Genomic DNA, 13,812 nt, shown 5'->3' on the forward strand with positions numbered 1-13,812 from the left:
TTTATAACCTATTGCGGAGAATATATGAATAATAAACATTACGTTTTTTTATTAAAAGATGAAATTATTGTTCCTCAATGTTTAGAAGATAAAGAATGTGGTGAAGTTATTAGTTCACTATTATATCAAGGATTTGTTGTCTCTAATGTTCATATATTATCGGAGGGAACCGAAGCGGCTTTAAAGAAATATCAAGTGAACAAGGATAAATACAGTAATGACTTCTTTGGTATGAATATCAGTGCTGTTGTGTGTTAGTCAGTCACGGGCGATAGGATAGATGCATGTATTACCTGAAAAACAATGAAACGCATCTATCCTTTTGTTTATAATGATTTTATTTATTTTTTTGGTTAAGGTTATGTTGTTAGTTTATCCATCAGTCAGGTTGATGGTGTTGTTCAGGGTGGTTGACTGAACTTGATAAAAAACATTTTTATAAGCTATTAATACAATAGCTTATAGCTATTTCTCTTATTTATTAACTCATGTCTTTCAAGATATTAGTCATTTCCTTTTCTTTTTTAAAGCGTATTCTTGTCAACGTCTTCAGTAGTTATTAATGATTTTGTAAAGCGTTGCTAGATTTATGGCTAACTCTATATTTGGCACTATTCTTAATAGTGCTGTATGTATTCTTGTTTCTTGAAAAAGGTATGAACATGTCTATTCACGAACTTATCGATCCAAAAAATTCAACTCTCATTTTTATCGACCATCAGCCACAAATGTCCTTTGGTGTTGCCAATATCGATCGTCAACAGTTGAAAAATAATACTGTCGCATTAGCCAAAGCAGGAAAAATCTTCAATGTTCCAACCATTTATACGTCTGTTGAAACCGAAAGTTTCAGCGGTTATATCTGGCCTGAGCTTTTAGCGGTACACCCGGAAATTAAGCCAATCGAACGTACATCAATGAACTCATGGGAAGATAAAGCGTTTGTTGAAGCGGTGAAGGCTACCGGCCGTAAAAAACTGATTATTTCAGCTCTGTGGACAGAAGTTTGCCTGACTTTCCCTGCATTGATGGCGCTAAAAGAAGGTTTTGAGGTTTACGTCGTGACGGATACTTCCGGTGGCACTTCTGTTGATGCTCATGAACGCGCGATTGATCGCATGGTTCAGGCCGGTGCCGTGCCGGTAACCTGGCAACAAGTTCTGCTGGAGTACCAACGTGACTGGGCTCGTAAAGAGACTTATGACGCGGTGATGGATTTAGTTCGTGAGCACAGCGGTGCTTATGGTATGGGCGTAGATTACGCTTATACACTGGTACACAAAGCCGCACCTCGCACTAAGTGATGCACCCGGATGGCGCTTTGCGCCATCCTTTCTTTCGGGGAAATCTCTTTATGATGGCGAATTCCGAACCAGCAACGCTGGTGATCACCCATAAAATTCATGCTATTCACCGCTCGGATTATGAAAAGTGGTTACAGCGAATTATACCGATAGCTCAGCATTTCGAAGGCCATATGGGCGTTAACGTAATACGCCCATCAGGAGATGATGAAACTTATACCGTGTTAATTCGTTTTAACTCACTGGATAACCTGTACCGCTGGACTCAATCGGACGAACGAAAAAAATTGGTAGTGGATATAAAGCCAATTTTGGCCGGGGACGATGTATTAGAGGTTCGGCCTGGTGCTGAATTCTGGTTTACACCGCCTCAGGCAGGAGTAAGTAAACCTGCGCGATGGAAACAATTTATTATTTCTATTGCAGTGATTTTTCCTTCAACCCTGGTTGTTCCTTTGATATGGGGATTTATTTTTCCTCAACTGAAAGGGACTTTATTGGGTCACTTTCTGAATGATGCCACCGTCGCCGGATTAATGGTCTATTTCTGGATGCCGATGATGACACGAATTTTTGCTCGATGGCTAAAAGCCCGATAAGAGTAATTAAGGGAGATTATTATGTCTGAACATGCATCGCTAATTTTAACCAACGGTAAGTTTCATACCGTTGACCGTACTCAACCGCTTGCCAGCGCTGTTGCAATTAAAGCGGGTAAGTTTCTTGCCGTAGGTAGTGACGCCGAAGTGATGCGTTATGCGGGAGAAGGAACATCGGTGGTGGATCTGAAAGGTCATACGGTGATCCCGGGTTTAAACGACTCCCACCTTCATTTGATTCGCGGCGGTCTGAACTACAATCTGGAATTACGCTGGGAAGGGGTACCTTCACTGTCAGATGCGTTAAGAATGTTGAAAGATCAGGCGGCGCGAACGCCATCACCTCAGTGGGTGCGGGTAGTTGGCGGTTGGTCTGAGTTTCAGTTTGCAGAACGTCGTATGCCTACGCTGGAAGAGCTCAATGAAGCCGCGCCGGATACGCCGGTGTTTGTTCTGCACCTTTATGATCGTGCATTACTAAACCGGGCCGCGCTACAGGTTGTGGGGTATACCAAAGATACGCCAAACCCTCCGGGCGGTGAAATTCAGCGCGATGATAAAGGTAATCCAACAGGCATGCTGATTGCGCGTCCTAATGCGACCATTCTTTATGCCACACTGGCAAAAGGGCCAAAATTACCGCTGGAAGCGCAAATTAACTCTACGCGCCAGTTTATGCGCGAGCTTAACCGATTGGGTTTGACCAGTGCCATTGATGCCGGAGGGGGTTTTCAGAACTATCCGGAGGACTATCAGATTATTGAGCAGTTGGAAAAAGAGAATCAGCTAACGGTTCGTATCGCTTATAACCTGTTTACCCAACGGCCGAAACAGGAGCTGGATGATTTCGAAAAATGGACTGACATGCTGAAGCCGGGAAGCGGTAGTGATTTCTATCGCCACAATGGTGCTGGTGAAATGCTGGTATTTTCTGCCGCAGACTTTGAAGATTTTCTCCAACCGCGTCCTGATTTACCACCGGGTATGGAGGATGAACTGGAGCGCGTGGTTCACCATCTGGTAGAGAATCGCTGGCCGTTCCGTTTACATGCTACTTATGATGAATCAATCAGCCGTATGCTGGATGTGTTTGAGAAGGTTAACCGGGAAGTTCCGTTTAACGGGCTGCACTGGTTCTTCGATCATGCTGAAACCATCAGCGAGCGAAATATTGATCGGGTGAAGGCATTAGGCGGCGGTATTGCAGTGCAGCATCGAATGGCGTTTCAGGGGGAATATTTTGCTGAACGCTATGGTAAAGAAGCATTAGAACATACGCCTCCGGTAGCCAAAATGTTGGCAGCAGGTGTACCGGTAGGTTTGGGTACCGATGCCACGCGGGTTGCCAGCTATAACCCGTGGACTGCGCTTTACTGGTTGGTTTCTGGTCGTACCGTTGGCGGTATGGAGATGTACAGCAGTAATAATAAGCTGTCGCGCGATACGGCATTAGAACTCTGGACTGCCGGTAGTTCATGGTTCTCCAGCGATCAGGGTAAGAAGGGGCAGATAAAAGCCGGGCAGTTAGCGGATTTAGCCGTGTTATCTAAAGACTATTTCAGTGTGGCAGAAGAGGAAATTAAAGGTATTGAGTCAGTGATGACGGTAGTAGACGGTAAAATTGTCTATGCCACCAGTACGTTTGCGCCTTTATCACCACCGGCGTTGCCTGTTCTGCCGGACTGGTCACCGGTTTCACTGGTTCCGGGCCATTATCGTCCGGCACCACCGGCCGCCAGCAAAGCGGGAATGTTCGCTCAGGTGCATCATTGTTGTGGGCCTTGTCAGGTGCATCAGCATCAACACAATATTGCCAGAGGCTCATCGATTCCGGTATCGGATGAAGGGGCGTTTTGGGGAGCATTAGGGTGTTCTTGTTTTGCGTTTTGAGTGCGGTAGCGTTTGTATGAATTAGTTTTAGTGTATATTCCGGCCGTAATGGCATAGTGCTTATATAGGTAATGTGCCCGGCCGGAAGACTATCCGTACTTAGCTGCCGGAGTGCTCCGAGCCTGGATTCCCTGGGGGCAGTTATGAAACACCTTGCGGTGTTTCACCCTGTTTGAACAGCGCTTGCGCCAAGTCGACTCCAACGGCGGTCTCTCCCAACGATTAGCTTTTTAAGACACAGAACTGAATTATCAAATTTTGTTATTAATTAGAAAGGACGCCATCTTGCGTCCTTTCTGTTAACTAAAAAAACTAATGCTGGCAGCAGCGTTTGCCGCCGTGTTGGTGGCAGCCTTCGGTTTTTTCGCCGGTTTCATGCTCTTCGCCATGGTGGCAGCCACATCCGCCGGACTCTTTTTTAGTTTCATAGTTTGCGGAGCGACGACCTTGTGATGAGTCGGTCAGGGCGGTCAAGGGTAAGTTTTCAGTAGCGCCTAATATTTGGGGGTCTAACTGGCTATGGTCGATTTGAAATACTTCCAGATTACGATCCAGCAATTTGCCTAACATGCGTTCACCAATATTGCGGGTGATGACGCGTTCTGTTTTTTGTTTGCCAAGCAGATTCAGTAAGGCTTTTTTACCGGCACAGCCAGATTCGCGAGCAGGATTGATATGGTGACATATCACGCGGCCTTCGCCGTTGATAAAAATAAAGCTGTCTGCTTTGGTAAAGTGCCCGGCAATGCGGTCATGGCTAATGGGTACGGCAGTTATCATGGTTAGTTTTCCTTCTCTGTTTTTTCATCTTCAATTTTTCGGTTCATCAGCAGAGCCTTACCCTGGCTCAGGCATTCCACCACTTTAAATCGCCCGGCTTTGAGTACGTTTGCCAGTGTTTGGCGAGAAACGCCCATCTGTATTGCTGCTTCTTGTTGTTGCATGCCGAGATAGTCGACCAGACGAAGTGCTTCAAATTCGTCATCATATAGCTGAATCTCATCCAGTAATCGCATCGGGATACCGTTGGGTTTAAAGCAGCTGTTAGCGGGCTGGCCGCAGATTTTTCGGGGGATTTTTGGTCTCGACATAGGGGCTCCTGATTGGCATATGCCATATACTTTACGCTTTGTTTATGGCTTATGCCAGAAATTATGTGTGGGGTATAGTCAGAATGATTTGCACAGGAGGGATAATATTTATATATAGCAGCAAGTTGCCGATAAACCCCTGCAAACCCCACCGTAATTTTCAAATTTTTGCGGTGCAGTGCGAAAAGTTTTCATTTGCCGGTTAATTCTGCTGATTGTGCATTGACCCTTTAGCGGTGCATATATACCGTGTTGTCATCGTCAACGGATAAACGTTGGCGGATTTAAAATAGCGAAACCCCGCAGTGGTGGAACACATACGGGGTTTCTGACCACAACGTTATAGGAGCTAACATTATGGCTATTGAGAAGCATACCCAAACTCACCCTGAATTTATACCTTACCCTCGATCCAGTTTCAGATCCGGATCTAAAAAACGATCTTCTGTTTCAGCAAGTTGCCTGAAAAAGGGAGGTTTCTGTCATGTTTGATATTACCGATACCACCTCAAACGATCCGTTGGAGCTGGCGGAACAGTGTATGGCTCTTGCCAGTGCGGTGATTCATATTGAGCAGGCAGCCGTGAAAGAGTCACTACAGTTTATTCTGCATGAAAAGATGGCAGCGTTGTTCACTGCCCTTAACCAGCTTGAGCAATGATAGTTTCAGATGTGATAACGGCTTCCTGTTCGGGAAGCCGTTATAGGGGCCGCGATGAGTAATTTGGCAGACTACGGTATCGGGTTGCCGTTTTCATCCCATTTTTTACTGGTACCTTGCAATTTACCCTGATCGTACAGACTTTCTTCTTTGAGCTGCCCATTTTTATACCAGTATTTCCACCAGCCTTGTCTGCTGTGATCGTTAATGTAGCTACCTTCGGACTCTTTTTGACCATTTTCGTACCACCAGACTTCAATTGCTAATTCTTTGTCTCGCTGATAGCGTTTTTCAGAACGAGGGAGGCCATCTTTATACCACCAGAGCTCAGTACCTGTGAGATCGCCACTTTTTACTTCTTTAAATAGAATGTTTCCATTCTCATGCCAGCCAAACCAGATACCAACAGGTACACCGTTAGCATAAAGAAACTCGAACTCTTTCTGCCCATCGGGATACCACCCAATGTAGCGACCATCAATACTAATGTTAACCATTGTGTAATCATCCAGTGTTTTGTTGAGATCCTGCGGGTCTCTGATCACAAAAGGTTCCGTGTAGGCATGATGGGTTTGGCTATAAAAATCCTGAACAATATAGCGTTGTTGATTATCTCTGCTCAGCAAAACCCGATATGTATGGCTGTTGTTTTTATCAGTAACGGTGAAATCCTTAAAGTAAGCAATAATGCAATTTTCCTGGGAGTTGGTATTACGGCAATCGGGTATATTGGTATGAATGAGTATTGATGAGGTTTGGCTGTAGACAACAGAAATTGAGAACAGGGCTGTGAATAACAATAGTGAAAATTTAATGAGCTCTTTTATGTTCTTCCCTGAGAGTGTAGACATATAAAGTTATTCTCTGTCTATGTAGTCGGTACCGATGGCTATTATTGAAGCAGATTATACAATAGCTTTATACCAGTAAACATTCTGGCTTCGGAACGGATAAATAAACGACCTCAAATATTGAGGTCGTTACAGGAGTCGGAATAGGATTGTCAGTTTGCTCAGGACTCGATAGCAGGATCAAGATTAATCACCCGATCGGCGCTCTCAATAGTTGACAGGCGATGGGCAATAAATATCCGTGTCACTTTTAGCGCCGAAATTGCCGCGTTAATATGCGCTTCATTAGCGGTATCCAGATGGCTGGTGGCTTCATCAAGAAACAGTAAACTTGGCCGACGATACAGCGCGCGGGCGATCAGCAAGCGCTGTTTTTGTCCACCGGACAGGCTGCCGCCTAACTCAGTGATCAGTGTTTCGTATCCCATCGGCATACGTACAATTTCATCATGAATATTGCAATATTTGGCGCATTCAATTACCCAGTCATCCTCTTTTTGCGTTTCAAAACTGGCGATATTATCGGCAATGGAACCAGCGAAAAGCTTGTCATCCTGTAATACGCAAGCGATATACCTGCGGTAATTGTTCATACCAATTTTGTTAATATCAATGTTGTTAGCGAGTACTTCCCCCTGTGAGGGTGACAGTAGCCCCGCCATTACTTTCATCAGTGTGGTTTTACCAATGCCAGATGGGCCAATAATCGCAACGTTTTCTCCCGGTTCTATTTTCAAATTCAGATTCGAAAAGATAGGGGCCGAGAGATTGTCATAACGGAATCCTACATTACGAACTTCAAAGCCCAGCGGTTGATGCTCAGGGAATGCCATATTGTTAGGCTGGGTGGTTTCCGGCTCTGAGAAGACAATATCGGTGAGTCGCTCACTGTGCAGCGACAGCATTTTCAGTTCCAGCGCCAGGTTAATCAGATTGGCGGAACGTTCAGAGAACTGGCCGCGGTAAGCGTTAAATGCCACAAACATCCCCAGCGTCATATGCCCGTCAATCACCATTGATGCACCCAGCCACAGGATAACGATTTGATCCACCATACCCAGTAGCGTATTCATGCCGCCAAACACCATATCGAGCTTGGTGAGCCGAATATTGGCATTGGTAGTATCGATATTCAGATTAAGCCAGTATTGTCCACGGGTGGAGGTCAGACCAAGGGCTTTCAGCGTGCTGATGCCATACAGCGTCTCCATAAAGTGGGAGTTAGCTTTGGCACCTTTGATAATCTGCTCTTCTGATGCCTGCCGATAATACTGATAGGTGGAAAGGCGCAGGATCATATACAGCACGGTAAAGCCCAGCACCACCCACACCAGCCAGCCACCGTACAGCAACATCATAATGAAAACGCCAATGGCCATCAGACTGTCGATGATGCTACTGACTAAATTATGGGTCAGCGTGGTGCGAATGGTATCCAGTGAACTAAAGCGGGATTGAATATCACCCAACTTACGTTTTTCAAAGTAAGCAAGGGGGAGCTTCATTAAATGGTCGAACAGACCGGCTTTCCACTGTACGCCAACCAACGCCTCCATCACTAATGAGGTCCAGGAGCGCAACATACCAACAAAGGTACGAAACAGAATAAAAAACAGTAACCCCAGACAAATCAGCCCCAGCAGGTCATGATCTTCCGCCAGAATGACATGGTCCATGACTAACTGAGTCCCTACGGGGATCAGCAAGTTTACCGTTTCGATAACGATAGACAGAGCAAACACCTTAATCAGGAATCCTTTCAGACCCTCAATATGGCTCATCATGCTCCACAGGCTTAAACGACTGGTTTGGTTGTAAGGAACAAACTCGTTGCCCGGCCAAAGTTCCAGTGCCACACCGGTAAAGTGCTGTGACATCTCCTGTTCACTGACGACCCGTCGGCCAAACGCCGGATCGTGCAGAACAAACTTATTGCGCTTAACCGCCACCAACACCACGAAGTGGTTTAAATCCCAATGCAGAATGCAGGGGGTCTTTAACTGATTAACTTCATTCAGATCCAGCGTTAATGCCCGGCTTTTCAGGTTAATTTCGGAAGCGGTATTGATAACTACGCCTAATGTGGCGCCATGGGATGAGATACCAAAGCGGCGGCGCAAATTGAACAGATCAACGTTCATACCATAATAACGGCAGATCATAGCCAGACAGGCGAGCCCACACTCTGCAGCTTCGGTTTGCAGTATCTGTGGTACTTTTTTTCGCATGTTAAAATTCAGGCTTTCTAACAGATGAGTGAAGGTTGCCTTATCCATTTACGGGCCCCGTTATGCTCTTTTTGATATCGTAGAAAGGTGAAAGCATCCATTGGTACAGGGGGCGTTTCTCCAGAAACAGGGTGGTTTGTGCTCTCATACCGCTGGTTAAGCGCAGCTCTTTGTTGGCTAACATAAAGTGGTGGCTGTCCAGCGCAACAATGACTTTATAGTAAGATTGATCGATTCCACCAGCCGCTGCACGAGGGGCACTGCTGTAGGTGGACATTTCCTGAATAGAGGCTGGTACCGCTGAAACAGTTTGAACGGTTCCCGGAAATTGACCAAATTTCTGATAGGGGAAAGCATCATAGCGAATATTGATGCGGTCGCCAGGTGATACATAAGGCAGACTGTTGTTAGGTAACCAAAGCACCAAATAGTAGGCGTTGATACTGGTTGGAATTAACTGCGCCAGACTATCGCCCGGATTAACCATTTGCCCTTCGGTGACGCTCAGTGACTCAATTTTTCCATCGCTGGGCGCATTGATAATCAGCATTCCGGCAGCATCGGCTTCGGTTAATTGGCGCTGTAATTCATTGAGTTGATATTGATTTTGTGCAATTTGGTTATCAAAATCGGCAGCGCTGGTAGTAAGTTCGCTTTGCAGATTGCTGATCTTCAGATTTTCCTGAATGATTTGTGTATTCAGAGCCTGATAGGAACTCTGCTGTTGGTAATAGAGATAACGCTGGTTGTTAAACTGTTCTTTATTCACCAGACCTTGCCGTTGGTATTCTTCATAAGTCTTCATGCTTTGGCGCATTTCTTCCATGCCCTTTGCAGCGTTATTAACCAAGACTTGAGAATTTTTATTAGCGGCTTCGGATTTAGCGATTTGTTGTTTTATATTTTCTTGCGTTGCCTGCTTATTCTTTTCCAGCTTGGCGATGATGCCTTCAACATGAACTACTTGTTTTTCAATGGCTTCTGTGGTGTGAATCGTGACATTACCCGAACGTGCAATACGGCTAACGTCTAATTGATACAGTGCAGTGCCTTTGGTCACTTCTACACCAGCATCAACTAAAAGCTTTGAAATAAAACCTTGTTGCGGAGCAAAGATATTAATCGCCCGGGGCTGAGTGACTATTTCGCCATTAACGTTTATGCGACGGGTATAATTGCCAAAGGCTAACGATATAACCAAAACGATAACAAATAAGGTGGAGGCGCAGGCAATAAACCATGCGGGATAGCCGGTGATGAGTAGCGCAGTTCCCGCCCACTTGGCTTTTTGATGTTCAATCGCTTCCTGGCGAAATAAACGACGCTTTTCCATGTCTGTATAATCCTGATTGTCAATTAAGACATCTCGGTGATTTAGAGCGAAAAATATAAAAAGCAAAAATGAGAGGCAAAGATGTGCCTCTCATTATTATTTACTGAGTGGTAGTATTACTTCTTACCAAACAGACCTTTGAACAGGTTTACCAGGTTGCTAACTGCAGTGATGCCAGCTTCAACAAAGTTACCTAAACCTTGACCAATAGTGCTGCCGATAGTAGCAGCTTGGTTATTCTTGGTGAAAGAACCAACCAGACCACCAATTTGACCACCGATAGCAGTTGCTGTATCAGCAATTTTACCAGCACCAGATACTTCTTCTACTTCGTAGCTATGTAATTCACGCATTGTAAAAATCCTTATTTAAAAGCGACAAATAAATATTTAGTATTAATTGATAAGCTAATACTTAAAGGTAAGTATATTAACTAATATATTGGTTAATGCTTATCGAGAGCGATGCTAATTGCTAAGTAGTTGGTTGTCAATTAATTGGTTAAATAACTTCCACGCTCCTTTGTTGTTGATTTAATTGTGTTTTTATATTTTCGATCTTGTTTGTTTTTTTTGATTTTGTGGCATTCTTTTCATTGATTTATTTTTTCTCTATTGTTTTGAAATTTAATTTTTTATTTTGATATCATCATTATGATATTGATTTATAGAGCTAGTTTTTTATTTTATATTTCCAATTTATTTCTTTTTTTGTTTATTAAATGATTAATTGTAGTCCATAGAAATGTGGCTGCTTCTTGGGAGTTTCATTTATTATAAAAAATTAATTATTTTTTTTGTTTAGTGTTTTTTGAACAATTAGTGTGTATCAGATAGAAATCAATCGTTATTGAAGGTTACTGGTAGGGGATGATGATAAGTACCAGCAATAGTTTTTTGTGTTGTTATTACAATCATGATAATGAAGAGTTGCTATTTTTTCTCAGTGAAACTTAATTGACTAATTATTAACCTTGTATTAATAATTTTTCTGATTAGTTAACAGTAGGTATAACAAACGATTAATAGTTTTAATTATCTAATTGAAATTAGTCTTTATTTCAATTGTAATTATTTATTTTATAATATATTGAATTTAAATTATTTTTTGATTTTTTCAACACAATTGAATTGATGGTTGGTGCCAATGTGTTGCTATTTTTCTATTTGTAAATTAATATGTGCCGCAAGGTTTATCTTTAAATATGACACGCTTTTGATTTTTTTATTTTAATTTAATTTGAAATGAAATCATTTTTACAAACATTTAAAGATCACCAGGGAATTAGTATAATTTTAGGGAGCTATGATGATTCAATTTCGCCACTATATTGCCTTTACTGCGCTTCTGAGTGCCCCACTTGCAGGTAATGTCTTTGCCGGTCAACCGGATGACTTCTGTAGCAGCTATGGTTGTTCGTTTGATAATCAAACCGATAATGTTCTGGATTTTACCGCCCACTCGATTTTTATTGATAATCACTATTGGATTGAGAATTATTCGGACTCGAATAAACGCTTTTTAGTTAATAACCTGAATATCAAAGATACCAATATCAATGTGGAATGGTATGACGATGAAAGCGACTACAATGAACTGATTTACGTTTACAGTGATTCATATGGAAATCCTGGCACAGGCGGTATTACACTGGATTCCTGGGATGTTAATATTACTCAAAAGATCAACACGTTATTTTCCCTTGAGTCTAATCTGAACAATACCAGCGCTCAAAAGTCGGAACTCATTTCTCTGGTTAATGCCAATATTAATGTGGATGCACATTCAGTTTTTGTTTTAAGGCCTTATAGCCAGGAAGATGTTACCGTTGATAACATTGATCTCTATTCGATTGTTGATTCAACCATCATTAACAATAAACAACACATTTCAGATAATGATGGCACTATCGAGCAAGAGTATCTGACAACGCGTTTAGGCAGTATATTTACTATTAGATCTCATAATGATTGGCTTGACTATAATCAGCATGACTTAACCGCTAACCTGAATATTGTTGGCAGTACGTTGAAAGCAGAGACTTTGGCAGGTATTGAACTGGGTGAGTCAAGTGGCTGGGTCGATCGTAATAACGCTTTTGCTATCAATTTAACCAACAGCAACGGGCAGTTTAAAAACTTGCTAACTCACGTTGGGGAGTACCTTACTGAAGGTTATCTCGATCAGGATGAGTTTCAGGTTAACTTAGATAATTCTGTTGTGAGTGCCGGTATATACAGTGAACGCCACGGTGGACTGCGTTTAACCAATAGCTCTTTGTCATTGAATAACGGTTCGACTTTTAATTACCTGGGTGACTGTACTGACACCTGTAACCGTTATGCCATGGAAGAGAATGAAAACGAAGTGATCAAAACGCCACACTATGATGATTCCTATATTCATCAAATTAATATTAACGGTGGTTCAACCTTTGCTTTCTCACCAGTAGGGGCATTTAAGCATTTATACGTTGATGAAATGAATTCAGATGGTACAGCGGCTATCGCGATGAACAGTGATGTATCAACGCTGAGTGGTGATTTGCTGGATATTAAACAGGCTACAGGCAAATTTAATGTAGCAATTCAGGACAGCGGAAATGAGCCAACCAGTCAGGATAGTTTGGCGCTGATTTATGTTGCTAAAGGTGAAAGCGGGCAGTTTTTGTTAAACGATGGTAACGGTGTTGATATTGGTGCCTATGTTTACGATCTAAAGTCAGCACAAAGTGGCGATCGCTATACCTGGTTCCTGGGGAAGCAAAGTGCAGCAGTGGTAGATCCTGATCCAACGCCGACGCCTGAACCAACGCCAGATCCTGAACCGGGCGAAACGCCGGATCCAGTACCAACACCGGATCCTGAGCCAACTCCGGAGCCAGGCACCGATCGTCCTAAAACCAGCCCATCAACCGATGGGGTGTTGAGTATGGCTTCTGCAACCCAGTTCATTTTCAACGAAGAGTTGGATAACTTACGTCTGCGTCGTGGTGACATCACGCGTAATAATCGCGAAGGCGCTAACGCATGGGGCCGTGTTCTGAACAGTAGCCTGCGGGTGAATGGGCCAGAAAACTCAGCCTATAAGCTTTATCGTTCTGGTATGGAGCTGGGTGGCGATAAAGCCTTTGATATTGGCAATGATAAGCTGATGATTGGGTTAAGTGCTTCTATGTCGGATAACCGCGTGAAGCATGCTCGTGGTGGTAACAGTGATATTAATGCTTACACTGCCGGCATTTATGCAACCTATGTGACAGAGAATAACTTCTATATTGATGGTCTGGTGAAGTACTCTCATTTTGATAATGAACTGCGTGTGAAAACCACTAACGGCTCACAAGCCAATGCTGACTACAAACAGAACGGTTTGGGTGCTGCGTTAGAAATGGGTTACAAGCATCAGTTTGCTAACTCACCATATGGTCTGTTTGCTGAACCTTATGGGCGTATGAGCTATCTGACCATTGAAGGGAAATCATTCCGCTTTAATAATGGTATGAAAGCTAAAGTTGACGATCAGAAGTCTCTGTTAGGGGAAATTGGTGTTTCGTTTGGTGCAGAGTTTGCTTTAAACGACAAGGTTATTCTGAGCCCGTACATTAAAGTGGCGGCGGAACACGAGTTCATCTCTGATAACGATGTATATATTAACGACATCCATAAGTTCACCAATGATTATTCAGGCACTGCGGGTAAGTATGGTGTTGGGGTTAATCTGGCGGTAAACAATCATACTTCTGTTTATGCTGAAGTAGATTATGTGAAAGGCCGTGATATTGAGTCACCTATGAAGGCAAATATCGGGTTTAGAATCAATTTCTGATGGTAGTTTATTGCTGAGATACAAGGC

Annotated in this window: 12 protein-coding genes; 6 read left to right on the top strand and 6 right to left on the bottom strand. The window is 43.2% G+C overall.

Translation table 11 applies throughout. From position 1 onward, the window contains the following. The first annotated feature begins 24 nt into the window (after positions 1–24). The 4 genes from I2494_RS11650 to I2494_RS11665 all read left to right on the top strand — a co-directional run bounded on the left by I2494_RS11650 (position 25) and on the right by I2494_RS11665 (position 3,793). Positions 25–258 (top strand): hypothetical protein, encoded by a 234-nt coding sequence (locus I2494_RS11650; RefSeq protein WP_218466849.1) that lies wholly within the window; start codon positions 25–27, stop codon positions 256–258. A 404-nt stretch (positions 259–662) separates the two neighbouring features. After that, positions 663–1,304 carry a hydrolase gene (locus tag I2494_RS11655; RefSeq protein ID WP_130590376.1) on the top strand — a complete coding sequence of 214 codons (642 nt, stop codon included), beginning with the start codon at positions 663–665 and terminating at the stop codon, positions 1,302–1,304. 53 nt (positions 1,305–1,357) lie between these two features. After that, the gene (locus I2494_RS11660) at positions 1,358–1,903 is read left to right on the top strand and encodes an antibiotic biosynthesis monooxygenase (RefSeq protein ID WP_218467024.1); all 546 of its coding nucleotides are present in this window, start codon (positions 1,358–1,360) and stop codon (positions 1,901–1,903) included. A gap of 21 nt (positions 1,904–1,924) precedes the next feature. Next, positions 1,925–3,793, top strand: a complete 1,869-nt coding sequence (locus I2494_RS11665; RefSeq protein WP_218466848.1) for an amidohydrolase — start codon at positions 1,925–1,927, stop codon at positions 3,791–3,793. A 312-nt stretch (positions 3,794–4,105) separates the two neighbouring features. On the opposite strand, the gene I2494_RS11670 is transcribed toward I2494_RS11665, so the two are convergent. Both I2494_RS11670 and I2494_RS11675 read right to left on the bottom strand, forming a co-directional pair. Beyond that, on the bottom strand, positions 4,106–4,573 hold the full coding sequence (locus I2494_RS11670) for a NifB/NifX family molybdenum-iron cluster-binding protein (protein ID WP_218466847.1): 468 nt from the start codon (positions 4,571–4,573) through the stop codon (positions 4,106–4,108). Between the two features lie 2 nt (positions 4,574–4,575). After that, complete coding sequence (locus I2494_RS11675) at positions 4,576–4,884, bottom strand: DUF134 domain-containing protein (RefSeq protein WP_218466846.1); 309 nt, start codon at positions 4,882–4,884, stop codon at positions 4,576–4,578. A gap of 484 nt (positions 4,885–5,368) precedes the next feature. Between I2494_RS11675 and I2494_RS11680 the strand changes: the two genes are divergently transcribed. Next, positions 5,369–5,545, top strand: a complete 177-nt coding sequence (locus tag I2494_RS11680) for a hypothetical protein (RefSeq protein WP_218466845.1) — start codon at positions 5,369–5,371, stop codon at positions 5,543–5,545. A gap of 71 nt (positions 5,546–5,616) precedes the next feature. Here the strand turns inward: I2494_RS11680 and I2494_RS11685 are convergent, their stop codons facing one another. The 4 genes from I2494_RS11685 to I2494_RS11700 form a co-directional block, all read right to left on the bottom strand. After that, positions 5,617–6,396 carry a toxin-antitoxin system YwqK family antitoxin gene (locus I2494_RS11685; protein WP_218467023.1) on the bottom strand — a complete coding sequence of 260 codons (780 nt, stop codon included), beginning with the start codon at positions 6,394–6,396 and terminating at the stop codon, positions 5,617–5,619. A gap of 161 nt (positions 6,397–6,557) precedes the next feature. Then, complete coding sequence (locus tag I2494_RS11690) at positions 6,558–8,672, bottom strand: peptidase domain-containing ABC transporter (protein WP_218466844.1); 2,115 nt, start codon at positions 8,670–8,672, stop codon at positions 6,558–6,560. Next, a complete protein-coding gene (locus I2494_RS11695) occupies positions 8,665–9,957 on the bottom strand; it encodes an HlyD family secretion protein (protein WP_218466843.1) in 1,293 nt (430 codons plus the stop codon). The genes I2494_RS11690 and I2494_RS11695 overlap by 8 nt, the downstream gene beginning before the upstream one ends. Before the next feature lie 116 nt (positions 9,958–10,073). Further along, on the bottom strand, positions 10,074–10,310 hold the full coding sequence (locus tag I2494_RS11700; RefSeq protein ID WP_218466842.1) for a hypothetical protein: 237 nt from the start codon (positions 10,308–10,310) through the stop codon (positions 10,074–10,076). Positions 10,311–11,262: 952 nt separating this feature from the next. On the opposite strand from I2494_RS11700, the gene I2494_RS11705 reads away from it, so the two are divergent. After that, the gene (locus I2494_RS11705; protein ID WP_218466841.1) at positions 11,263–13,785 is read left to right on the top strand and encodes an autotransporter outer membrane beta-barrel domain-containing protein; all 2,523 of its coding nucleotides are present in this window, start codon (positions 11,263–11,265) and stop codon (positions 13,783–13,785) included. Positions 13,786–13,812: the final 27 nt, after the last annotated feature.

Origin of the sequence: Limnobaculum allomyrinae, from assembly GCF_016649425.1 — a bacterium.
Lineage (GTDB): Bacteria > Pseudomonadota > Gammaproteobacteria > Enterobacterales > Enterobacteriaceae > Limnobaculum > Limnobaculum allomyrinae.

Bases quoted from the DNA above. Each gene is read 5' to 3' on its own strand.
- I2494_RS11690 (WP_218466844.1), bottom strand. From the start codon at position 8,672: ATGGATAAGGCAACCTTCACTCATCTGTTAGAAAGCCTGAATTTTAAC.
- I2494_RS11705 (WP_218466841.1), top strand. From the start codon at position 11,263: ATGATGATTCAATTTCGCCACTATATTGCCTTTACTGCGCTTCTGAGT.
- I2494_RS11665 (WP_218466848.1), top strand. From the start codon at position 1,925: ATGTCTGAACATGCATCGCTAATTTTAACCAACGGTAAGTTTCATACC.
- I2494_RS11700 (WP_218466842.1), bottom strand. From the start codon at position 10,310: ATGCGTGAATTACATAGCTACGAAGTAGAAGAAGTATCTGGTGCTGGT.
- I2494_RS11695 (WP_218466843.1), bottom strand. From the start codon at position 9,957: ATGGAAAAGCGTCGTTTATTTCGCCAGGAAGCGATTGAACATCAAAAA.
- I2494_RS11675 (WP_218466846.1), bottom strand. From the start codon at position 4,884: ATGTCGAGACCAAAAATCCCCCGAAAAATCTGCGGCCAGCCCGCTAAC.
- I2494_RS11685 (WP_218467023.1), bottom strand. From the start codon at position 6,396: ATGTCTACACTCTCAGGGAAGAACATAAAAGAGCTCATTAAATTTTCA.
- I2494_RS11680 (WP_218466845.1), top strand. From the start codon at position 5,369: ATGTTTGATATTACCGATACCACCTCAAACGATCCGTTGGAGCTGGCG.
- I2494_RS11650 (WP_218466849.1), top strand. From the start codon at position 25: ATGAATAATAAACATTACGTTTTTTTATTAAAAGATGAAATTATTGTT.
- I2494_RS11655 (WP_130590376.1), top strand. From the start codon at position 663: ATGTCTATTCACGAACTTATCGATCCAAAAAATTCAACTCTCATTTTT.
- I2494_RS11670 (WP_218466847.1), bottom strand. From the start codon at position 4,573: ATGATAACTGCCGTACCCATTAGCCATGACCGCATTGCCGGGCACTTT.
- I2494_RS11660 (WP_218467024.1), top strand. From the start codon at position 1,358: ATGGCGAATTCCGAACCAGCAACGCTGGTGATCACCCATAAAATTCAT.